Consider the following 21,333-nt stretch of genomic DNA (forward strand, 5'->3'; position numbering starts at 1 on the left):
GTCCCCTCTCCAGCCCGCGGGAGAGGATTAGGGTGAGGGCCGGGTGCAGAACCGCACTGTACTTCGACATCGCTCCGGACAGTCCCCTCTCCCGCCCGCGGGAGAGGGTTAGGGTGAGGGCAAACCCCGCACCCATCCGCCCCATCTTCAGCCCGCCAGCACCGCAAACACCTTCTCGATAGCGTACGCGCCCGGATCCTTCACGCCATCCAGGCTCTGCTGATTGAGATAAGCCGAACGACCTGCCTTCGCACTCTGCATCTGCGCCGTCGCGTCGGCACCCTGTTGCGCAGCGGCCGCCGCCGCAGCCAGCGACTCTCCGGCCGCTAACGCCTCCAGTGCCGGCTGTAGCGCATCCACCAGGGTGCGATGTCCCGGCTGCGCGCCGCCGTAGTGCTTCATCCGTTCCAGCCCGTGCATCAGCGCCTGCGGCAGCGTGCTGCCCTCCTCCAGCTGCTGTCCGGCCGAAGTAAACAGAATCGACATCAGCACGCCGCTCGATCCGCCCATCACCGTCGCCAGCTGTTCGCCTACCAGCGCCAGCAGCGTAGGCAGCTCATCCAGCGGTAGCTGCTGTTCACGCAGGCCGCGCTGGATTTTCTTCGCGCCGGCGGCAAAGGTCGAGCCGGTATCGCCATCGCCGACTTTGGCATCCAGCGCATTCAGCTCACTCTCCAGATCGATCAGCGTCTGCGTCACGCGCTCAACCACCTGCGCCACTTCAGCGTTATCAGAAGGATCGAAATCCAGCACGCTGCCGATGCGTTCAGCGCGCTGCAGGCTGATGGGCGCAAAGTCGTACATCGGCGTCCAGCCCAGCACCTGCACAGGCGCATGCAGCGCCTCGAAAAACGCCTCTTCCAGCGCCAGCAGCGTCAGCGAAAACCCTTTCATATCCAGCGCGCTGACCAGGGTTGCCGGGCCAATTAAATGGGTGATGCGTGCCGCCAGCGGCGACTGCAGTACCTCGCGCGTGAGCAGCGCCAGCTCCAGCTGGGAAAAGCCGCCGAGATTGTTGATCATCAACAGTGCCTGTTTGCCGTCGGGCAGCGCCTGCGCCAGCTGATCGGTCATGATGCTGGTAATTTTGCGGCTGTTTTGCGTATCCAGCGTGATCACGCCCGGCTCACCGTGAATGCCCATCCCCAGCTCGCTATGACCGGCTGCCACGCGATCGTCGCGCTTTTCACCCGGAATGTGACAGGTGGCAAACGCCAGGCCGATGGAGAACGTGGCGTCAATCGCCTGCTGCGCCAGCGCTTTAACCTCGTCGAGCGATTGGCCGTGCTCCGCGGCGAAGCCAGCGATTTTGTGCACCAGCACGGTGCCGGCAATGCCGCGCGGCTGCGGATTTTCCGGCAGCGCGATATCGTCCTGCACCATCACCAGCTCCACCTTGTAACCAAGATTTTTCGCCTTCTCCGCTGCGAGGCCAAAGTTGAGGCGGTCACCGGTGTAATTCTTCACAATCAGCAGACAGCCCGCCTCACCGGTGACGTTAACGATGGCGTTCAGCACCGCATCAACGCTCGGCGAGGCGAAGATATCGCCGCACACCGCAGCGGTCAGCATCCCTTTGCCGACAAAGCCCGCGTGCGCTGGTTCGTGGCCGGAGCCACCACCGGAAATCAGTGCGACTTTGCTTTTATCCCAGTCCGAACGCACCACTACGCGAATCTCATCGCCCAGATCGAGACGGGTCAGGTTGTGCCACGGTGTGCTGAGTAACACGCCTTCGATCGCTTCGTTCACCAGATCGTTTTTTTCATGCATAAAAAACTGGCTCATTGCACTCTCCCCTTAGGTGTTGTCGTCCTAAAGGTAGCGTAAGCCGGGCGGGAAAGGGGGGATCAAGGCCGGAAATGCAAAGGGCGACACACGTCGCCCCTGAGTTTCGGATAATTACGCCCTACAGCGCGATGCGTAACACGCTGTCCGGGTTTTTTGGCGGTTCCTTGCGTGAGCCCGGCTGCTTGATGCTGACGAACAGCGTATTGCCATCGGCGGAGAGCGCCAGGCTGTTCGGCAGGCCCGGCGCTTTCACCGTGCGTTTCACTTTATAGCTGCTGGCATCGATGATGCTGATCTCACCGGCTTTACGGTGCGTGACATACAGCTCGTCACGGTCAGCATTGAACAGCACCGCCAGCGATTCCGGTACCTCAATACGCTGAATCACCTGCTGTGTGCGGGTATCCAGTACCAGCACCTGCGGCTGCTTCGCATCGCTGAGGAAAGCGCGGTGGCCTTTGCTATCCAGCGCAATGTTCAGGAAAAAGTGCTCTTTATCACCGTCAATTTTCTGGCGCTTTTCAATCGCGTTCAGGCGGGTATTGATGGTGACCAGTTCGCCATCGGCATTGGTGACATACAGTTTCTGCGCGGCGGCATCCAGTGCCAGCCCGGTGCCCATTTTGCCGGTATTCGGGATAGTGCTGATGAGCTGCAGCGTTTTGCCATCCACCACCCACACCACGCTTTGCGCACCGAGACCGGTGATGTACACGCGATTGGTTAGCGCATCCGCGACCAGTTCACGCGGCTGCAGCGGACGAACCGTGTCACCGCGCTTGCGGCCATCCAGCACCAGCGTGTTGATCACCTCACCGCTGCTGGCATCCACTGCCGTCAGCGCGCCGTTAACCGTGTTGCCAAAGTACAGCACGTTGGTGTGCTGATTGATGGCGGCACCAAAGGTCTTCAGCTCAGTGCTGATGGTTTGTTTCACCGCCAGATTCTGCGGATCGAGACGGTACACGGTACCGCCCTGCGGATTGCCGGCGTTTTGCGCCGTGGCGAGGAACAGCGCGTTGTCGCTGTTACTGAAGGCCAGTTCGTAGGCACCTTTGGCGATCGGCTGATTGAGCGGCTGCGTTTCCGCCGCCTGCAGCGCGCTGCAGGACAGCAGCGCCGTGGCCACCAGTAGCGGACGCAGCGCCCACTGCATTGTTTTATTCGCTTTCATAACTTCTCCATAGCAAAACCACCGCCGTGCGGCAGTGAAATGAAAGCCCGACATTGCAACCAATAGGAAATTCAGCCCGAGGCGAGCCGATAAGGATGTTAGTTTTTGCGAATAATAATCATTTATGCGGAAAAGGGACAGGATTTTATGGCGTTAGCAACGCCGCCAGGGCGCCCGAAGGCACCCTGTCAGCACAGAGGGTAAGGCGAACTTATTGGGTCAGTTCTGCAGTCATGTGAACGCCGTTGTTGAAGTTGGCTTCAGTCACTTTGTAGGAAGCACCAAGTTCCTGCGCTTTAGCAGCGATTTGCGCTTCAGCACCGTCAAGCGTAGAGGCGGTAGCGGTCACGCTTTGCGCGAAGCTGGCAAATGGCAGAACAGAGAGAGCAATAACAGCAGCAAAAGTTTTGATGGTTTTCATGGTCATTTCCTTAATGATGTTTGATTAAATAAGGCGACATCGCCTTGATGAGAGATATAATAGGCTGGCAACCGATCAAAAAAAAGCGCAGAGATTTGCCTAAGTCATTCGAATATTTTGACTATAAAAAGCACGTTTAGCGCAACCTGTGCGCAAAGGGTTAAAAAACCAAGATTTGAATAAAAGGCAGGATTTATTGCTGTGATTGGTGAGACTAGGCGTACGCGGCAAAAGCGGCACCGCGACACACCCTGAAGCGTGTCGCGGCGCGCCTGATGGCGGTAAACGGATTTAACCGTGATGCCGCACGCGGGTAAAGATGGTGATGGCGGCCAGCAGCATCAGCACGCCGCTGGCAAGGAAGACGCCGCCCGCGCCCTGCAGATCGAACATCCAGCCACCGGCTGCCGCACCGGCGGTGATCGCCAGCTGAATAGTGGCCACCAGCAGTCCGCCACCCGATTCGGCGTCGTCCGGCACCGCGCGCGACAGCCAGGTTGACCAGCCAGTCGGCATTGAACCAAACGCCAGCCCCCACAGCGCGACGCCGCTCGCCACCAGCCAGGAGACGTGGCCAAAGCTCACCAGCAGCACCGCCGTCACGCTCATCACCAGCGCCATGCCGGTCAGCGTCAGCGACACGCTGCGCGTCACCAGCCACGCAGCCAGCGAGGTACCGAAGAAGTTCGCCACGCCGAACGCCAGCAGCACCAGCGACAGCTGATTCACATTCAGCTGCGCGCTGGTTTCCAGGAACGGGCGCAGATAGGTAAAGAAGGCGAAATGGCCGGTAAACATCATGATCACCGCCAGCATACCCCAGCGCATCACGCTCTGACGCAGCAGGTCCAGCACGCCGCCGCTGCGCGCTTTGTTCTCCGGCGGCATCGATGGCAGGGTGAAGAACTGCCAGAACAGCGCCAGCACGCCCAAAACACCGGTCAGCAGGAAGATGTTACGCCAGCCAATCAGCCCGCCAAGATAGCTGCCCAGCGGCGCGGCAATGATGGTGGCCAGCGAAATACCGCTGAACACAATCGACAGCGCGCGCGGCACCTGATCGGCGGGCACCAGCCGCATGGTAATGGCGGTCGACAGCGTCCAGAAGCCGCCAATCGCCATGCCGAGCAGCACGCGCGCCAGTAAAATCATCGGCAGATTTTCGGCAAACGCCACCAGTAGCGCCGAGGCGATGAGCAGCAACGTGAACGCCAGCATCACCAGGCGGCGGTCGAGGCGGCGCGTGACGTTACCAATCACCAGGCTGGTCAGCAGCGCCACCAGCGCGGTAACCGTGACCGTCTGGCCCGCCTGCCCTTCGCTGACGCGCAGCGAGTCGGCAATCGGTGTCAGCAAGCTCACCGGCAGAAATTCTGCGGTGATCAGGCCGAAGACGCCAAACGCCATGGCGAACACCGCGCCCCATGCGGGTTTCTCTACCGCAATGCTTGTTTCCACTACTTCAGTATCCAGACTCATCTGCGATCCCCATCACAAAATATCAGGCTGTAAGCATAGAGAGACGACGCAAGACGATCTATGATACAGAAACTTTGTTTTTTGATAATTCGTCTGGATTGTATGAGCCGCTATGAAGATTTGACCAGCGAACTGCTGATGGGCATGCGCCTGTACGGCGTCAAATATCAGCGCATCGCGCTGCATGCGCCGTTTGGCCTGCAATATGATGACGCGCCGGGCAAGGCACAGCTGCACTTTGTTGGCCGCGGCTCGCTGCTGATTCGCTCCGCTTCCGGCACCGTCTATCCGCTGCAGGCGGGCGATGCACTGCTGATTCCGCACGGTAAGCCACACGCGCTGATCTCCGGCGAAGATGCGGTGTGCGTGCCAATCGCCACGTTTAACAGCAAACCCATCTGTGACAGCGTGTGCGCGATTAACGATGCGCCGGACGCGGATGCCTGCCCGGACGACAGCGATGTGATTTTATTCAGCGCCTGCATGGCGTTTGAGCTGGGCGGCATGCAGCCGCTGGTGCACACCATGCCGGACGTGATGCTGGTCAGCACGCTACTGGCGCAATACCCGGAAATCCAGCCGATTCTGGATGCCATGGAGCGTGAAACGCGTCAGCGCAAGGCGGGCTTTGCCGGCATTTTGTCGCGGCTGGCCGATGTGGTGGCGGCGCAAATTGTACGGGGCTGGGTGGAGAATGGCTGTGGTCAGGGCAGCGGGCTGGTGCAGGCCCTGCGCGATCCGCGCCTCAGCCTGGCGATGGCGGCCATGCACCGCGCGCCCGGCGAAAACTGGACGGTGGAGCGGCTGGCGCGCGAATCCGGCAGCTCACGCTCGGTGTTTGCCGCGCGCTTTCAAAACGCCACCGGCATGACGCCGCTGCGCTACCTCACCGAACTGCGCATGCGTCTGGCAGTGGAGCGCATAGTTAACGATGGCGAAGCGGTGGAGAGCGTGGCGTTCCACCTCGGTTACGGTTCACTGGCCGCCTTCAGTCGCGCCTTCAAACGCATTGTCGGCACACCGCCCGGCGCACTGCGCGCCGGACGTGAAGCGTCGTGAAACTTAGCGAAACACGCTGATCGCTTCAACCAGCCGGTTGGCCTGATGCGCCATTCGGCCGGAGGCTTCCGCGCCTTCCGCCACGCGCGCCGCGTTCTGATGGGTGATGTCGTCGAGATCCTCCACCGCGCTACTGACTTCGCTCAGCGCGATGGATTGTTCGGCCGTCGCCGCGCTGATTTGCGCGATCAGGGCGGTGACATTCTGCACCTGATCGACAATCGCCTGCATCGTGTGGCCGGCCGCATCGGCGTGATCGCTGCCCGACTGCACGCGGCCGGCGCTGGTTTCCACCAGGTTTTTGATCTCGCTGGCGGCTTTGGCGCTGCGCTGTGCCAGACTGCGCACCTCGCCCGCCACCACCGCAAAGCCCTTGCCCTGCTCACCGGCACGTGCCGCTTCCACCGCCGCGTTCAGCGCCAGAATATTGGTCTGGAAAGCGATACCGTCAATCACGCTGGTGATGTTGGCGATACGCTTCGAGCTGTCGGCAATTTCCGCCATCATGCCGACCATCTCCTGCATCACTTCACCGCCTTTGATCGCCGCTGCGCTGGTGCTGGCCGACAGCGTATTCACTTCGCTGGCGGTTTCCGTGTTGCTTTTGACCGTGGCGGTCATTTCGTTCATGGTCGCCGCCGTTTGCTGCACGTTCGCCGCCGCCTGCTCGGTGCGACGGCTCAGTTCATCATTGCTGCGCGCGATGGCGTCGCTGGCACTCAGGACGTTGATCGCCTGGCCGCTGACGTCATCCACCAGCCAGCGGAACATCAGGCCCAGCTGGCCGATAGCGCGCTGCGTCATGCCGATCTCATCCACCCGATCGATGTGCTCGACTTTGTGGCTGGCGCCGGTGGCCACGCTCAGCGCCTGGCGGCACATGCGCTCCATCGGGCGCGAAATCTGCTGCTCCAGCCACAGACTGGCCAGCAGCAGCAGCCCGGCCATGCCGCCGCTGAAGCAGCCGATCGCCAGCGGTGCCATGCCCAGCAGCCAGACGCTCAGCACCGACAACGGCAGCAGCGCGATCAGCGTACTGCGGATGCGCCAGCGCAGCGGCAGCGTTTTCAGCACTGAGGTCAGCCGCCGCCAGCCGCTGCCAACAATCAGTCCCTTATGAAAGCGACGCCCTTTGGCACGTCCTTCACGAAAATCACGGTACAGCGCCTCGCACTGATGGACCTCCTCCGCCGACGGTTTGGTGCGTACCGACATATAGCCCTGCAGCTTGCCCTCGCGCACCACCGGAATGGCATTGGCGCGCACCCAGTAGTGATCGCCATTCTTGCGCCGGTTCTTGACCAGCGCGGTCCAGGGTTCGCCCTGCTTCAGCGTGCTCCACATATCGGCGAACGCTTCCGGCGGCATATCCGGATGACGCACCATGTTGTGTGGCTGGCCGTTGACCTCCTCCGGGCTGAATCCGCTGACCTCAATAAAGGCGTCGTTGGCGTAGGTAATGTGGCTGTTGAGATCGGTGGTCGACATCAGCGTGGCGCGATCGTCAAAGACGAATTCACGCTGGGTGATGGGCTGGTTATTACGCATGTGTGAGTCCTTGCAAAACGCAGGCTGAAGAGAAATCGATAATACTTTTTTACCTTTTCGGCAGCACAATGGCCTGGCTTTAGCGCGGCTATTTAATTTTTGTTCTTAATAAAGCCGGAGTGCGCGGCGCTTCACAGTTCTGGCCGCGGGCGGGATCGATAAAAAATCATTTAGGGTAAATGAGATCGAGCTTTGGCTGAGTACGATAAGTTTGTCAGTTGAACCTCAAACTGTTCGACAATCGTTGCACATTTGGTAGCGGCGCAATTTATTGCGCGATAAATCGCGCCGCTACAAATTTTGTGCGATTTGCGGCTGCCCTGACCGGTCGGCATTACACCGTTCACGGCGACCGCGTCATGCGCACATACTGTCAGAACTGCCAGCGCACGCCAAGGTTGTAACGCCAGCCTCTGGCGCCGTTGCCGTCGAACTCCTTGCGGTAATCCGCTTCGGCGTACAGCGACACATCCTGCTGCAGCGTCACCGTGCCGCCGGCACCCACTTCCCACATCTGGCCAAAATTACCGCTGCTGAAGCTGGCGCCGAGCGCCGGGTTATCGGCTGCCGACACCGATGTCTGCGCCGTACCGCCCCAGCCTTTGTAATAATTCGCGCGCAGATAAGGCGTGTACTGGCGGTTGCTGTCATCGGTCCAGCTGCGGTCGAGACGCGCGCCGAGACGGCCAATCGTCTGGTGATAATCGCCATAGCGCACCTGGTTATTGTCCTCGTCCGTGAAATCATTCATGTTCAGTTTCAGGTACATCAGCTGCGCCTGCGGCTCCAGCTTGTAGCCCTCGCCGAGTTCAAACGGATAACCGCTCTCCAGCGAGGCGCTCCAGCCGTGGCCCTTCAGCCTGGCCTCGCGCTGCTGGCGCGCAATGTCGGTTTCACCACGATGCCAGTCAAACGACAGCACGCCGTCAAGGTAAAAGCCGCTCTGGCGCTGCCAGGTGCCGTACAGCGCCAGGCTGTCGCTATCGAAGCTGGTGCTGCTGTAACCGTCTGCCGCCTGCGGACGAATGCGCGTATTGCCGCGGGTGTAGGCCACGCCGCCGCGCAGGCTGTCCTGCTCACCGTCGAGACGCAGCAGGTTGCCGCCAAGCTGCACCGCGCTGTAATCGAGATCAAACCCGTAGCCGTAATCGCTAAAGCTGCGGTCGCTTTTGTATTTCAGGTTTGAGCCGATGTAGCGCAGGAACATCTCACCGCCGTTACCCGCCGGGCGCGTCTGCTCGTGACGCAGTTCGCCGAGACGCTTGTGCAGGTCATCAATAATCGCGGCGGTGTAATAGGCGAGGCCAACCGGTGCCGAAATGTACGAGGGCACCTGCGGCACCACCGCCGGACGCGCATCGTAGCGCTGTGGCGTACCAAATCCGCTGGTCACCAGCGCCGGCTGGCAGCTGTCGCTGTCCTCGCACACGTAGTAGTTTGCCAGCCGGTAGTCCCAGTAATTGTTGCCGCTGCCGCTCAGCAGGCGCTGCGCCGGATCGCTGCTGCCCGGCGCGAAGCTGTACAGCCGGTACTGCCACGGTCCGGCGCCGAGATAGCCATCCCTGAGCGCAAAGCTGTTCTGGCCGGCGTTGCCGCCTACCTGCGCCAGCGAAATGCCTTCGTTGCCCTCAATGCCGCCGTTGCGGTTGCGATCGGTGAGCGCCGCGCTGCTTGCCGCATCGAGCCTGACGTTGAGCAGCGTGGTGCCGCTGGCATTACCGCTGACGTTGATGTGGTCGTTAAACTGGTTGCTCAGCGTGCCGCCCTCATTCAGGCGCGTCACCAGATTCGCCTGACCGCCCATCGACGCCAGCGAGCCGTTGATGTCCAGCGTATTGCCCGGCGAACCGCTGCCATTGGTGAGATCCAGCGTGCCGCTGTTATTTACCTGCAGCGAATCCGCTGTGCCGCCCGCCAGCGTGGGATGCACGTTGTCACCGGCATACAGCGTTGAGCGCCCATCAATGTTAATGGTGCTGTGCGCCAGCTGCAGATTGTCGGTCAGCGTCCAGCGGCTATCCGCGAAGTTAATGATGCTCCAGCCGCTGCCGAGGTTAACGCCTTTGCTCAGGTCATCCGCGCTGAAGCTGCCGCCGCGCGCCGTAATCTGGTCAAAGGTCAGGCTGTTACCGGTGCCGTTGCCGCTGGTGAGATGGTAAGTGGTGCTGAGATCGACGCCGCTGACGTCGGCAATATTGTTGTTGTCTGCGCCCATGGTCAGGCTGCCGTTGAGCGTGCCGCCGGTCCAGCGGAACGTGTCACTGCCGCCGCCAGGATTGATGTCGCCCAGCACGTCACCCTGGGTCAGCAAAATCACATCGTCGGCGTTACTGCCCGCCACCGCCACGCTTTGCGCCGTGGCCGTCACGATAGTACCGAGATTCTCAAACACCGTTTTGCCACCGCGCAGATCGACCACCGGTGCCGTCAGGCTGCTGGAGCGCAGCGTGCCGCGGTTGACGATGGTGCCGGCGGTGCTGGAGACCAGCGCCGAACCGCCTGCCGCATTAGTGATATTGACGCTGGCAGCGGTGACGATATTTCCCGTGGTGTTGGCGCGAATCCCGGTGCCGCCGGCGCCGGTAACATTGAAAACGTAACCCGAAGCCAGCGTCAGATCGCCGCCGGTGGTCGATCCATCGGCGTTGGCGATAGTCAGGCCGTTACCGCTGCCGGTTACATTGGTGGTCACGGTGGAGGCAGGATCGAACGCGACGGCAGTGCGGATGCCGTTGCCATCGCCGACGTTAAGCGTCAGGTTGCTCAGGCTAACGTTGTCCAGCTCCGCGCGGTTTTCGATGCCATTGCCGCTGCCCAGTACGTTGATGGTGGCGTCGCGCGCGCTGAGCGCCGCCGCGCCGCTGTCGAGCAAAATGCCATGCGCCGTGCCGCGCGTGGTGATCAGCGTATCGCTGCCAGTCAGCGCCAGCTGTGCGCCGTCGCTGATGCGCACGCCGGCCACGCCGTTATCAACATTGATGCTGCCGCCCTGCGCCAGCGTGGTGCCGCTGCCGCCGACGTCTAACCCGGTGCCGCTGCTGACGTTAACCACGCCATTGTTGGTCAGCGTGCTGCCGGCGCGCGATCGCATGCCGACGCTGTTGCTGCCGGTCAGCGTCAGTGCGCCATTGTTCTCCAGTGCCGCGCCGTTGGTCAGGTCAAAGCCAACGGCACCGTTGCCAGCGCCGCTGATGCGGGCGTTGCTGGTGACGCGGGTGGCGGCAGCGCTGCCGTCCAGCGCATTACTGAGATCGCTGCGCAGCGTATTCACCAGCACGCCCACCGCGTTGTTGCCGCTGAGCGTGATGGTGCTGCTGCCGTCGAGCGTCGCCGCTGCGCCGCCCTCGACGCGCACGGCGGTGCTCTCCTCGCCGCTGGCGGTCAGATTGAGGTTGGCGCTGTTGAGGTTACTGCCGCTGCCGGAAACAATCACGCCGGTGCTGCTGGCGGCGCTGGCGCTCAGGCTGTTCGGCGTGCTGAAGCTCAGTGCCGCGCCGTCGTCAAGGCGGTAGCCGGTGGAACCACGCGTGCTGACATCCAGCGCGCTGGTGGCGGCGCGGATGCGTGAACCGTTACCCGCAGCGTGATAGGCGATCTGGTCGCTATTGTTAAAGATCGGCGTCGATCCGGCGGCGATATTCACCAGCGCACCGTCCAGCGCTTCGGCGCCGATGGCACCACTGCCGTTGAGCGTGAGCGTACCGCCGTTGAGGTTCGCCACGGCCTGGCTACCGCTGGCGCTGACGCCGCGCGTACGGCGGGTGCTGCTGCCGCCATTGACGTCGATGTTGCCGCTGTTGCTGGCGGTGGTAGCGAAGGTGCTGCCCGCGCTGTTCACCGCGATTCCGGTGCCGCCGTCGCTGATGCTGATGTTGCCGCTGTTGCTGCCGGTCGCCCCGCTCTCCACGCGCAGGCCAGTGGTATTGGCCCCGCTGAAGTTGATGTTGCCGCTGTTGCTGAGCTGCGCGCGGTTGCGAGCCAGATAGCCGGTAATGCCGTTCTGCGCCGAATTGAGTTCTGCGGCGGAGGTCAGCCGCGTGCTGGCGACCGGCGCACGGCTGTTGGCACCGGTCAGCGTATGTTTCTGCCCGTCGGCAATCGCGCCCGTGGCGTTGCTGCCACTGAGGGTAATGGTGGTCGCCGCGTCAATGTTGCCCTGCGCACCGCCCTCGATATTGACGCCGGTGGCACCGGTGCCGCTAACGTTAATCGTGGCGTTGTTGGTCTTCACCAATGTTCCGCCACCGCCGGTGCCGTTCACCGCCACCGCACCCGCGCCGGAGGCGGTCAGCGTGGTATTAGTCCCGTCAAACGTCGCGCCCTGTTCGATGCGGAAGAGCGTCGAGTTAGTGGTGGTGACGTCAAACGCGTTGTTGTCGTCCACGTTGATCAGCGCATTCGGGCCATAGGCAAAAAAACCAATTTGATTGCTGCCGGTGCTGAAACGGGGAATGGCATTCTGCGTGACGTTAACCGTGGCGTTGCCGCGCGCGTGCACGCCAATCGCGCCGTTGCCGGTGAGGTTAATCGGCCCGTCCACGTTTGCTGCGGCAGTGCCGCTGCCCTGGCCTTCCACCCACACGCCAAAGTTGCGTGTGCCGCTGGCAGGATCGGCTCCGCCCGCCACATTGATGGTCCCGGTGGAGCTGGCGGCGGCGCTGTTACCACTGGTGGCCAGCACTTTCAGGCCGGTGCCGTTAACGCCGTTGAGGTTGATGGTGCCGCGATTCTCCAGCGTACCGTTGCTGTTAGTGACCAGCATCCCAACGTTCTCGCGCGGCACGCGCGCAGCGCTGCCATTGACGTCGATGGTGCCGCTGTTGATCAGCGTGGCATTGCTGGCACCGCTGACCGACATCCCGGCGGCGTTCTGTACGCGCGAGCCAATCACAATCGCCCCGTCGTTGGTGGCGCTGCCGTTGGCCAGCAGTGCAATGCCGCTGGTCAGCCCGCTCTGGTTCAGGGCGGTCTCCGCCACGTTGTCGCTCAGGCTGTTCTGCGCGCCTCGCCCGAGGTAAATCGTGCCGCCGCTGTTGTTGGTAAATCGGCTGCTGTCGCTGGTGAGCAGCACGCCGGAGGTGGTGCCGCGCGCGCTGGAACCGTTGACGCCCACGTTGATATTGCCGCTGTTGCTGGCCTGCGCATTGGCATCAAGGCGGATGCCCGCCACGCCGTTGGTCAGATTGCTGCCGGTGGTACCGAGGTTAAGCACGCCATTGTTGGTGAAATCACCGCCGTTTTGCACCGTTACCGCCGTGGCGTTGTTGCTGGCCGCGCCGACGCCGGTGCCATCAATACGGTTGAGGAAGCCGCCGTTGATAACGCCGCTGCTGCTGTTGGTAGCCGTCGCGCCATCCAGCGCCAGTGCAGTGCCGCGGCTCGCCAGTTTCCCATCGATGGTGGCATTGGCCCCATTGGCCACGCGTACCGCGCCATCGCTGGCCCCTACCACTTCCAGCGTTTTACCGGCGGCGATAGTGACCTGCGAACCGGCGCCTTCGGCATTGATCACCACGCGGCTACCTATCGGCTGCGTCACTTCATCCGGCGCAGTGGCGCTGACGTTATAGACAATATCGCCGTTGGTGATAGTGACCGCCTGATTGAACGCGCTGAGGTAGCTGGCCGGCGCGAGATTGCCGGCCTGCAGCTGGCTCACCAGCCAGTTATTGTAGCTTTGCAGCTGGCTGGCATTGGTGACGTTGAAGGCGGTGGTTTTGCCGTCCAGCGTCTGCACGCGAAAGCTGCCGTTATAGGTCGCAAGGTTTTGTACCGCCAGGCTGTCGGTCACCTGGCCGCCGGAAACGTTGGCCGCAGAACCATTGAAGGTGATGCGGTTGTTGTTGTTCCAGTTGAGGGTGCCGCCGTTACTGACCTGAAACAGCGTGGTGTTTTTGGCCGCCATGGTCCAGGCGTTGGTGCTGGCGCTGCTGTTGGCGTTAGCCTGACCAATGCTGACATCCAGCGAACTGCCACTGCCGCTGACGTCGGCGATGCGCGCGTCGATATACTGATTGTCATTCACGTTTTGCAGATCCGGCACCACCGTGCTGGCGGTAACCGGTGCCTGCGCCACCAGGCTGGCGGAATCAAACACCTGAAAGGTGGTGTTGCCGCCGGTAGTGGGATCCGGCACGGTGATGGCCAGGTTTTGCGGACCGGGATCGAGACGTGCCTGATTAAGGTATTGTGCGCCCGCCGCGATGGTCACCTGGCCGAGCGTGGTGTTGACCGCCCCGTCGATGCCCGGCTCAAACGCCTGATTACCGGTTAAGGTTGCGCTACCGCCGTTAACGATCAGCGCGCCGCTCTGCTGGTCGTTATCGCGCGGATTATACGTGCCCAGTGTTGCCGCTTCCCCCACGCCGGGGAAATAAAACACCGCCTGCGCAGCGACGATCCCTAACGCAATGGGATTCCGTGTGAATCTCATACAACCTCCAGTAACAAGCAATCAGCGACGCTGTGAAAGCACAGCGAAAAAAAGAACAAAGGGGCAGATGGGCGAACTCTATTTTCACAAAACGAATCAAGTGGTTAATTATGGGCACAGAGGGTGCCGCTGATGCGTGAAAATCAGGAGAAAGCTGTTGCTTATATAGACTTTATGGCTGCACAGATCAAAAGCGAGCCCGGAGATATTTATCAGGATGAAATAAGAATTTCGCAGGAAATGAAAGGCTATAACCCTGGTTTAAATAAGGCTTATAGTGATAACGCATTAATATCACGTGATTTATCTTCAGCCACTCCAGTAAAGTCTGGACGGGTGATAATTCTCACGCTCAATAATAAGCAGCGCTAACGAAATACTGCAATTGTGAGCCAGCCCACAATTGCAGCAAAATCATCCATTTAATGACATCAGACCTCTTGACGGTCTGCTCGCGCAGGCTTTTCTAGCTTAAATCGACGTTTTTGGTGCCGCCCCACCAGGTAAAGACGAAGCCGCCGATCCACGCCACGATCAGCCCCACCAGATAGACCGCCATACCGGCAAAGATGCCCTGCGAAGAGGTCATCAGCGGCAGCGTCACCAGTCCTGACGGGCCAAACACCGTGTTCATGCCCACCGGCAGACCGAGCCACGCCACCAGCCCGATAAAGAAGCCGCCCAGCGCACCGCCGAAGCAGGCGGTAATAAACGGTTTAAGACGCGGCAGCGTCACGCCATAGATGAGCGGCTCACCGACGCCCAGCAGACCCGGCACGATGGCGCCTTTAATCTGGCTGCGCAGCAGCGAGTGCTTGTCGGCTTTGCACCACAGCGCCAGCGAAGCGCCGACCTGACCGGCTCCGGCCATGGCGAGTATCGGGAACAGCGAATTGAAACCCTGGGTTTCCATCAGCGCAAAATAGACCGGAATAAAGCCCTGATGAATGCCGAACATCACCGCAATCAGGAATAAGCCGGCCAGAATGGCACAGCCGAACGGGTTATTGTTCAGGTGGATAAACAGCCACGACATGCCTTTAAACAGCTCGCCGCCAATCGGCATGATCACCAGGAACGCCACCGCGCCGGTAATTAATAGCGTCAGCAGCGAGGTGAGGATCATATCGAGATTATCCGGGATAATTTTGCGCAGCTGTTTCTCCAGCCAGGCACCAAATATCGCCGCCAGCAGCACGCCAATAATATTGCCGCGCGGATCGATGGTCAGGCCGAAGAAATCCTGCATGCCGCTGTAATAGCCGACGGTCGCGTTTGGCACATACCCCAGCACAAACAGTGAGGCGATGATCGCACCGTTCACGCCGGTGCCGCCAAACGCTTTCTGTGCGTTATAGCCGATTAAAATGCTGAGGAAAGTGAACAACCCTTTGCCGAACACCTTCATATAAGCCACGGTATCCAGCAACCAGCGGGCGTGTTCCCCGGGCTGATTAAGATGGCACACCTGCTCAATCAGCGTGGCAAACCCCAGCAGCAATCCGGCACCGATAAAACCCGGGATCAGCGGGGTAAAAATGGTGGCAAAGCAGGAGAGAAAACGGTGCAGCGCGCTGGTTTGCTTCGCTTTCATCTGCTGCTTCTGCGCGCTGGCAATGCTGTGCAGATCGCCCGACGCCTCTGGCGTGGCGCTGTTCAGCATCGCCTGCATTTTTTCCGCTGCGGTTTGCGCTTTGCCAGGGCCGAGCACAATCTGCAGCTGGGCATCGCTGTCAATCACGCCCAGCACGCCGGGCAGCGTTTTCAGCCGGGCGCTGTCGACCCGCGCGGCATCGGCCAGCGTCAGACGCAGACGCGTCATGCAGTTACCGCAGTGCACGACATTGCCTGCGCCGCCGACCGCCTGCAGGATATCGCGCAATAAGCTTTCAGTGATCGCCGCCATCATTGCGCTCCTGCGTGGTGTAATGCCTGGCGGATAAAGCCGTGGTTCTGTGCCAGCAGCGCCTGCGCTTCATCGGCGTTCAGGTCCGCCAGTATCATCACAATGGCGGTTTTACAGTGGCCGCCGCACGCTGCCAGCGCCTGCTGCGCGCGGGCATCGTCACATTCGGTGGCCTGCTTAACAATGTTGATTTGCCGCTGCACCAGTTTCTGATTGGTGGCTTCTACGTCGACCATCAGGTTGCCGTACACTTTGCCGCTGCGGATCATGGCGCCGGTGGTCAGCATATTGAGCACCAGCTTCTGCGCGGTGCCGGCTTTCATGCGTGACGAGCCGGTGACCACTTCCGGGCCCACCACCGGCGTCAGGGCGACGTCCGCCGTCTGCGACATGGCGCTGTTGGGATTACAGGTCAGCGCGGCGGTGAAGGCGCCCTGCTGCTTCGCCCAGGCCAGTGCGCCGAGCACATAAGGTGTGCGGCCGCTGGCAGCAATGCCGACCAGCACATCGCGCGCCGAAAAGTCGATATCTTTTAAATCCTGCGCGCCCTGCTCGCGGTTGTCCTCGGCGTTTTCCACCGCCTGCAGAATGGCGGTATGGCCGCCGGCGATCAGCCCGACCACCTGACTGCGCGGCGTACCGAACGTGGGCGGGCATTCGCTGGCATCGAGAATACCGAGCCGGCCAGAGGTCCCGGCACCGCAGTAAATCAGACGTCCGCCCTGGCTGAATGCCGCCGTGATGGCATCCACCACCTCAGCAATCTGCGGCACGATAGCTTCCACCGCCAGTGCCACCTTTTTGTCTTCATCGTTAATGACGCGCAGCATCGCTTCCGTGTTCAGCTCGTCAATGTTCTGGCTCGCCGGGTTGCGGCCCTCGGTGATCATCTGGCTCAGATCGATGTTCATGTTCGCTCCCTTCAGGAATAATTTATTCTTGAAACTATATATCATATAGAATTGTTAATTCCTCCTGCTCAGGTCAATTTTTTTGCCTTTTGCGGCAGCGGGCATAAAAAAACCCGCCAGAAGGCGGGTTGGATTAAGGAGAAGCGCTAGATGTTTGCCAGTTCTCTGCGTGCCAGCGCGGCGAGAAAGCCGCTACGGGAGCCGTATTCGCGGTGTGCTTCTACGTGGCTATCGATTTTGGTCAGTAAGTTTTGCGGCAGGGTGATGTTCAGCTTCACCGCTTTACCTTCGTAACGACTGAGATCAATCTCAACGAAAGCCCAGTAACCTCCCTGGCACTCTTCATCATTAATATGGGTTTCAACGCTGGCTGCTTTTGGAATGGCCTTGCCTGCGTCCGCTAACGATTCCACATGCGCATCGATTGCACCAAATGCATCGCTTAACGCCTCGTCAACGGTGTTGCCCGCAAAAAAACATCCCTGCACGTCAGGTACGAAACCTGACCAGCTGCCGTTTTCTGTTTTGTGCAAATAAACGGGGAATCTCATGGTGAGTCCTTATGTAAATTGCCTTCTTGATTATCTACGGCGGATGCGAGTGGTTATGGTGGGTATAAATTTAAACTTTCTTAAGCAGCTCACCACGACAGGACTTGTCTGCAAAATATAAAAAAACCCGCCAGAAGGCGGGTTCAGTCAGAGAGCGTGTCGCTTAGCTGGCGCTTTGCGTGCGCAACTGCAGCTCGTAGGCGGCGGCCTGTTTGGTATCAAACTGGTTTTCCCAGCGGGCGATAACCAGCACCGCCAGCGCGTTACCAATGACGTTGAGCGCGGTGCGCGCCATGTCCATAATACGGTCGACGCCGGCGATAAACGCCAGACCTTCCAGCGGAATACCGACGCTGCCCAGCGTGGCCAGCAGCACCACAAACGAGACGCCCGGCACACCCGCGATACCTTTCGACGTCACCATCAGGGTCAGCACCAGAATGATTTCATCGGTCAGCGACAGGTCAATGCCGTACAGCTGGGCGATAAAGATCGCCGCAATGCTCTGATACAGCGTTGAACCATCCAGATTGAACGAGTAGCCGGTTGGCACCACGAAGCTGGTGATCGCCTTCGGCGCGCCGTAGGCTTCCATCTTCTGCATGATGCGCGGCAGCACGGTCTCTGAGCTGGAGGTGGAATACGCCAGAATCAGCTCATCTTTCAGAATGCGCATCAGGGTCGTAATACGCAACTTGCAGAAGCGCGCCACCGCACCCAGCACCACGAACGCAAAGAACAGAATCGCCACGTACACCAGCAGCACCAGCTTGGCCAGGGGGTAGAGCGAGGCAAAACCGAAGTTAGCAATGGTGACGGCAATCAGTGCAAACACTCCGACCGGCGCATAGCGCATGATCATGTGCGTCACTTTAAACATGGTTTCGGAAATGGAACGGAATACGGTCACCAGCGGATCGCGATGCTCCGACGGCAGCGCCGACAGTCCCATGCCAAACAGTACCGAGAAGAAGATAATCGGCAGCATGTCGCCTTTGACCAGCGAGGCGAAAATATTCTGCGGGATCAGCGACAGAATGGTGGTCACCAGGCCATGTGGCGCACCCTGCACGGCTTCCGTTGTGGCTTCGTATTTAGAGATGTCCACCGTTGCCAGCGTTGACATATCAATGCCGCTGCCGGGTTGGAATACGTTGGCCAGCGTGATGCCGACCACAATGGCAATGGTGGTAATCACTTCAAAATAGATGATGGTTTTCACACCAATCCGCCCGAGCTTTTTCGCATCACCCACGCCGGCGATGCCGACAATCAGTGAGGAAATAACAATCGGCACCACAATCATCTTGATCAGATGAATAAAGATGTCGCCGGCAGGAGTAAGAATGTTAGTGATTAACCATTCACGATCGTCTGGCTGATTATGCAGCACGGTTCCGACGATAACGCCGAGAATCAGGGCAATCAGAATCTGCCACGCGAGGGTGAGTTTAAAACCTTTCATAACGCGTTATTTCCTCAGTTAAAACCCCTTTGCTCTGCTGCGAAGGTGCAGAAGACATTACACACAGGGAAGTGAGCAAAAGCCCGATAAAATAGAGGGTTATAATGGACTGCATCGGTTACCGCTGCGCCGGCATTATGCGCCCGCGCGATGATGCAGCCTGAGTTGATACCTGCTGAACAGGGCCGAGATAAGTACCATTTTCACTACGGTAAATGCAACCCCTGGGGCGATAGCTTAAATCCTGCACAGCCAGGCAGCATAAAATGCTGCTGACATGTGTCTGTCATAACTCGCTGTTATGAAAAGTGTTAATTCGATAATTTTCCGCATAGCTATTCAGGATTGCTGAAAAAATGCGCCGGTCTGTTTGCTGCTTATTTAACCGGCTGGTTCATAATTTTATTGATCCAGCCAGTGGTTTTGCCTCATTTCCTGCGCCGGTAAACAGATTGAATTGGGTGACTTTTCAGCCTTACACAAGGTCGTGATCCAGACTGCAAAACAGAAACAAAGCCCGGCCCCACTCTTCAATTAACCTTTGATTGACATATGATTAACATCTTCAAGGAGGTCAGCCATGAGCCAAATACACAAGCATCCCGTACCCGCTGCCATTGCAGCGAATGCCCTGATAAATGCCGATCAGTATGCGGCGCTGTATCAACAGTCGGTTGACGATCCTGAGGCCTTTTGGGGCGAACAGGGCAAAATCCTCGACTGGATGACGCCCTACAGCAAAGTGAAAAATACCTCGTTTGCCCCCGGCAATATTTCGATTCGCTGGTATGAAGATGGCGCGCTGAACCTTGCCGCCAACTGTCTCGATCGCCACCTGGCTACGCGCGGCGATCACCCGGCGATTATCTGGGAAGGCGATGACGCCAGCGAAAGCAAAACCCTGACCTTCCGTGAACTGCACGCCGACGTCTGCCGCTTCGCCAACGTGCTGACCGGCCTTGGCGTGAAGAAAGGCGATGTGGTGGCGATCTACATGCCGATGGTGCCGGAAGCCGCGGTCGCCATGCTGGCCTGCGCGCGCATCGGCGCCGTGCACTCGGTCATTTTTGGCGGCTTCTCACCTGAAGCGGTGGCCGGACGCGTAGTGGATTCCAGTGCAAAACTGGTGATTACCGCTGACGAAGGCGTACGTGCCGGACGCAGCATTCCGCTGAAGAAAAATGTGGATGATGCGCTGAACAATCCAAACGTCACCAGCGTGAAAAACGTGGTGGTGTTCCAGCGCACCGGCAAAGAGACCGGCTGGCGCGAAGGCCGCGATCTGTGGTGGCATGAACTGATGGCGAAAGCCAGCGATCAGCATCAGCCGGTAGCGGTCGAGGCCGAACATCCGCTGTTTATCCTTTATACCTCCGGCTCCACCGGCAAGCCGAAAGGCGTGCTGCACACCACCGGTGGTTACCTGGTGTATGCTGCCACCACCTTCAAATATGTTTTTGATTATCATGACGATGATGTGTACTGGTGCACCGCCGACGTGGGCTGGATTACCGGGCACAGCTATCTGATCTACGGTCCGCTGGCCTGCGGGGCCACCACGCTGATGTTCGAAGGCGTACCCAACTGGCCTCAGCCCAGCCGCATGGCGGAAGTGGTGGATAAACATAAGGTCACGCTGCTGTACACCGCGCCAACCGCTATCCGCGCGCTGATGGCTGAAGGTGATAAAGCGATTGCCGGCACCCAGCGCAGCAGCCTGCGCATCATGGGATCGGTCGGCGAGCCCATCAACCCGGAAGCCTGGGAGTGGTATTACAAAAAGATTGGCGACAGCCGTTGCCCGATCGTCGATACCTGGTGGCAGACCGAAACCGGCGGCTTTATGATTACGCCGCTGCCCGGTGCCACCGAGCTGAAGGCCGGCTCGGCCACCAAACCGTTCTTTGGCGTCCAGCCGGCGCTGGTGGATAACGAAGGTAATACGCTGGACGGTGCCACCGAGGGCAACCTGGTGATCGTTGACTCATGGCCCGGCCAGGCACGCACGCTGTTTGGCGATCACGATCGCTTTGAGCAAACCTACTTCTCGACGTTTAAAAATCGCTACTTCAGCGGCGACGGCGCGCGCCGTGACGACGATGGCTATTACTGGATCACCGGCCGCGTCGATGACGTGCTGAACGTCTCCGGCCACCGGCTTGGCACGGCGGAGATCGAGTCCGCGCTGGTCTCGCATCCGAAAATTGCCGAAGCCGCGGTGGTGGGGATTCCGCACAGCATTAAAGGCCAGGCGATCTATGCTTATATCACGCTGAATCACGGCGAAGAGCCGTCGCCAGAGCTGTACAGTGAGGTGCGCAACTGGGTGCGTAAAGAGATCGGCCCGATTGCCACGCCAGACGTGTTGCACTGGACCGATTCGCTGCCAAAAACCCGCTCCGGCAAAATCATGCGCCGCATTCTGCGCAAGATCGCCGCCGGCGATACCAGCAACTTTGGCGATACTTCAACGCTGGCCGATCCGGGCGTGGTGGAGAAATTGCTCGAGGAGAAACAGTCGATCACCATGCCATAACCGGCATTGACCCGGCGGAGAGTATCAGCCTGTCCCCGGCAGGCAGCTCTCCGCCCTTC

13 protein-coding genes are annotated in these 21,333 nt (G+C 59.7%); 3 read left to right on the forward strand and 10 right to left on the reverse strand.

The features are described 5' to 3' along the window. Nucleotides 1-147: 147 nt before the first annotated feature. From ABVR31_RS17395 to ABVR31_RS17410, 4 genes are all read right to left on the reverse strand, one after another. Entirely contained in the window at nt 148-1,788 is a 1,641-nt protein-coding gene (locus tag ABVR31_RS17395; RefSeq protein WP_372773672.1) for a dihydroxyacetone kinase subunit DhaK, read from the reverse strand. Nucleotides 1,789-1,909: 121 nt separating this feature from the next. Beyond that, on the reverse strand, nt 1,910-2,965 hold the full coding sequence (locus ABVR31_RS17400) for a YncE family protein (protein WP_222951368.1): 1,056 nt from the start codon (nt 2,963-2,965) through the stop codon (nt 1,910-1,912). A gap of 211 nt (nt 2,966-3,176) precedes the next feature. Further along, nucleotides 3,177-3,386, reverse strand: a complete 210-nt coding sequence (locus tag ABVR31_RS17405) for a DUF1471 domain-containing protein (protein ID WP_058757538.1) — start codon at nt 3,384-3,386, stop codon at nt 3,177-3,179. Nucleotides 3,387-3,677: 291 nt separating this feature from the next. Further along, a complete protein-coding gene (locus ABVR31_RS17410) occupies nt 3,678-4,865 on the reverse strand; it encodes an MFS transporter (RefSeq protein WP_058757539.1) in 1,188 nt (395 codons plus the stop codon). Nucleotides 4,866-4,967: 102 nt separating this feature from the next. Here ABVR31_RS17410 and ABVR31_RS17415 point away from each other — a divergent pair, with 102 nt between their 5' ends. Continuing rightward, a complete protein-coding gene (locus ABVR31_RS17415) occupies nt 4,968-5,924 on the forward strand; it encodes an AraC family transcriptional regulator (protein ID WP_021507815.1) in 957 nt (318 codons plus the stop codon). Nucleotides 5,925-5,927: 3 nt separating this feature from the next. Here the strand turns inward: ABVR31_RS17415 and ABVR31_RS17420 are convergent, their stop codons facing one another. After that, nucleotides 5,928-7,472, reverse strand: a complete 1,545-nt coding sequence (locus tag ABVR31_RS17420; protein ID WP_372773675.1) for a methyl-accepting chemotaxis protein — start codon at nt 7,470-7,472, stop codon at nt 5,928-5,930. 373 nt (nt 7,473-7,845) lie between these two features. After that, nucleotides 7,846-13,905, reverse strand: coding sequence for an autotransporter outer membrane beta-barrel domain-containing protein (locus ABVR31_RS17425; protein ID WP_372773677.1), 6,060 nt, complete (start codon nt 13,903-13,905; stop codon nt 7,846-7,848). 132 nt (nt 13,906-14,037) lie between these two features. On the opposite strand from ABVR31_RS17425, the gene ABVR31_RS17430 reads away from it, so the two are divergent. Continuing rightward, nucleotides 14,038-14,277 (forward strand): hypothetical protein, encoded by a 240-nt coding sequence (locus ABVR31_RS17430; RefSeq protein ID WP_136546466.1) that lies wholly within the window; start codon nt 14,038-14,040, stop codon nt 14,275-14,277. Nucleotides 14,278-14,371: 94 nt separating this feature from the next. On the opposite strand, the gene murP is transcribed toward ABVR31_RS17430, so the two are convergent. The 4 genes from murP to gltP all read right to left on the reverse strand — a co-directional run bounded on the left by murP (nt 14,372) and on the right by gltP (nt 18,738). Further along, a complete protein-coding gene (murP, locus tag ABVR31_RS17435) occupies nt 14,372-15,811 on the reverse strand; it encodes a PTS N-acetylmuramic acid transporter subunit IIBC (protein ID WP_372774084.1) in 1,440 nt (479 codons plus the stop codon). After that, nucleotides 15,811-16,722 (reverse strand): N-acetylmuramic acid 6-phosphate etherase, encoded by a 912-nt coding sequence (gene murQ / locus ABVR31_RS17440; protein ID WP_372773679.1) that lies wholly within the window; start codon nt 16,720-16,722, stop codon nt 15,811-15,813. The genes murP and murQ overlap by 1 nt, the downstream gene beginning before the upstream one ends. Before the next feature lie 146 nt (nt 16,723-16,868). Beyond that, entirely contained in the window at nt 16,869-17,273 is a 405-nt protein-coding gene (locus tag ABVR31_RS17445; protein ID WP_058757543.1) for a type II toxin-antitoxin system HicB family antitoxin, read from the reverse strand. A 163-nt stretch (nt 17,274-17,436) separates the two neighbouring features. Beyond that, on the reverse strand, nt 17,437-18,738 hold the full coding sequence (gene gltP / locus ABVR31_RS17450; RefSeq protein ID WP_058757544.1) for a glutamate/aspartate:proton symporter GltP: 1,302 nt from the start codon (nt 18,736-18,738) through the stop codon (nt 17,437-17,439). 580 nt (nt 18,739-19,318) lie between these two features. Between gltP and acs the strand changes: the two genes are divergently transcribed. Next, a complete protein-coding gene (gene acs / locus ABVR31_RS17455) occupies nt 19,319-21,274 on the forward strand; it encodes an acetate--CoA ligase (protein ID WP_058774926.1) in 1,956 nt (651 codons plus the stop codon). Nucleotides 21,275-21,333: the final 59 nt, after the last annotated feature.

This window comes from Pantoea sp. WEP, assembly GCF_041678305.1.
GTDB classification, from domain to species: Bacteria; Pseudomonadota; Gammaproteobacteria; order Enterobacterales; family Enterobacteriaceae; genus Pantoea; species Pantoea dispersa.

What these genes read in the sequence shown, in the direction of transcription:
- ABVR31_RS17395 (WP_372773672.1), bottom strand. Translation starts at nt 1,788, where the DNA reads ATGAGCCAGTTTTTTATGCATGAAAAAAACGATCTGGTGAACGAAGCG.
- ABVR31_RS17400 (WP_222951368.1), bottom strand. Translation starts at nt 2,965, where the DNA reads ATGAAAGCGAATAAAACAATGCAGTGGGCGCTGCGTCCGCTACTGGTG.
- ABVR31_RS17405 (WP_058757538.1), bottom strand. Translation starts at nt 3,386, where the DNA reads ATGAAAACCATCAAAACTTTTGCTGCTGTTATTGCTCTCTCTGTTCTG.
- ABVR31_RS17410 (WP_058757539.1), bottom strand. Translation starts at nt 4,865, where the DNA reads ATGAGTCTGGATACTGAAGTAGTGGAAACAAGCATTGCGGTAGAGAAA.
- ABVR31_RS17415 (WP_021507815.1), top strand. Translation starts at nt 4,968, where the DNA reads ATGAGCCGCTATGAAGATTTGACCAGCGAACTGCTGATGGGCATGCGC.
- ABVR31_RS17420 (WP_372773675.1), bottom strand. Translation starts at nt 7,472, where the DNA reads ATGCGTAATAACCAGCCCATCACCCAGCGTGAATTCGTCTTTGACGAT.
- ABVR31_RS17425 (WP_372773677.1), bottom strand. Translation starts at nt 13,905, where the DNA reads ATGAGATTCACACGGAATCCCATTGCGTTAGGGATCGTCGCTGCGCAG.
- ABVR31_RS17430 (WP_136546466.1), top strand. Translation starts at nt 14,038, where the DNA reads ATGCGTGAAAATCAGGAGAAAGCTGTTGCTTATATAGACTTTATGGCT.
- murP (WP_372774084.1), bottom strand. Translation starts at nt 15,811, where the DNA reads ATGGCGGCGATCACTGAAAGCTTATTGCGCGATATCCTGCAGGCGGTC.
- murQ (WP_372773679.1), bottom strand. Translation starts at nt 16,722, where the DNA reads ATGAACATCGATCTGAGCCAGATGATCACCGAGGGCCGCAACCCGGCG.
- ABVR31_RS17445 (WP_058757543.1), bottom strand. Translation starts at nt 17,273, where the DNA reads ATGAGATTCCCCGTTTATTTGCACAAAACAGAAAACGGCAGCTGGTCA.
- gltP (WP_058757544.1), bottom strand. Translation starts at nt 18,738, where the DNA reads ATGAAAGGTTTTAAACTCACCCTCGCGTGGCAGATTCTGATTGCCCTG.
- acs (WP_058774926.1), top strand. Translation starts at nt 19,319, where the DNA reads ATGAGCCAAATACACAAGCATCCCGTACCCGCTGCCATTGCAGCGAAT.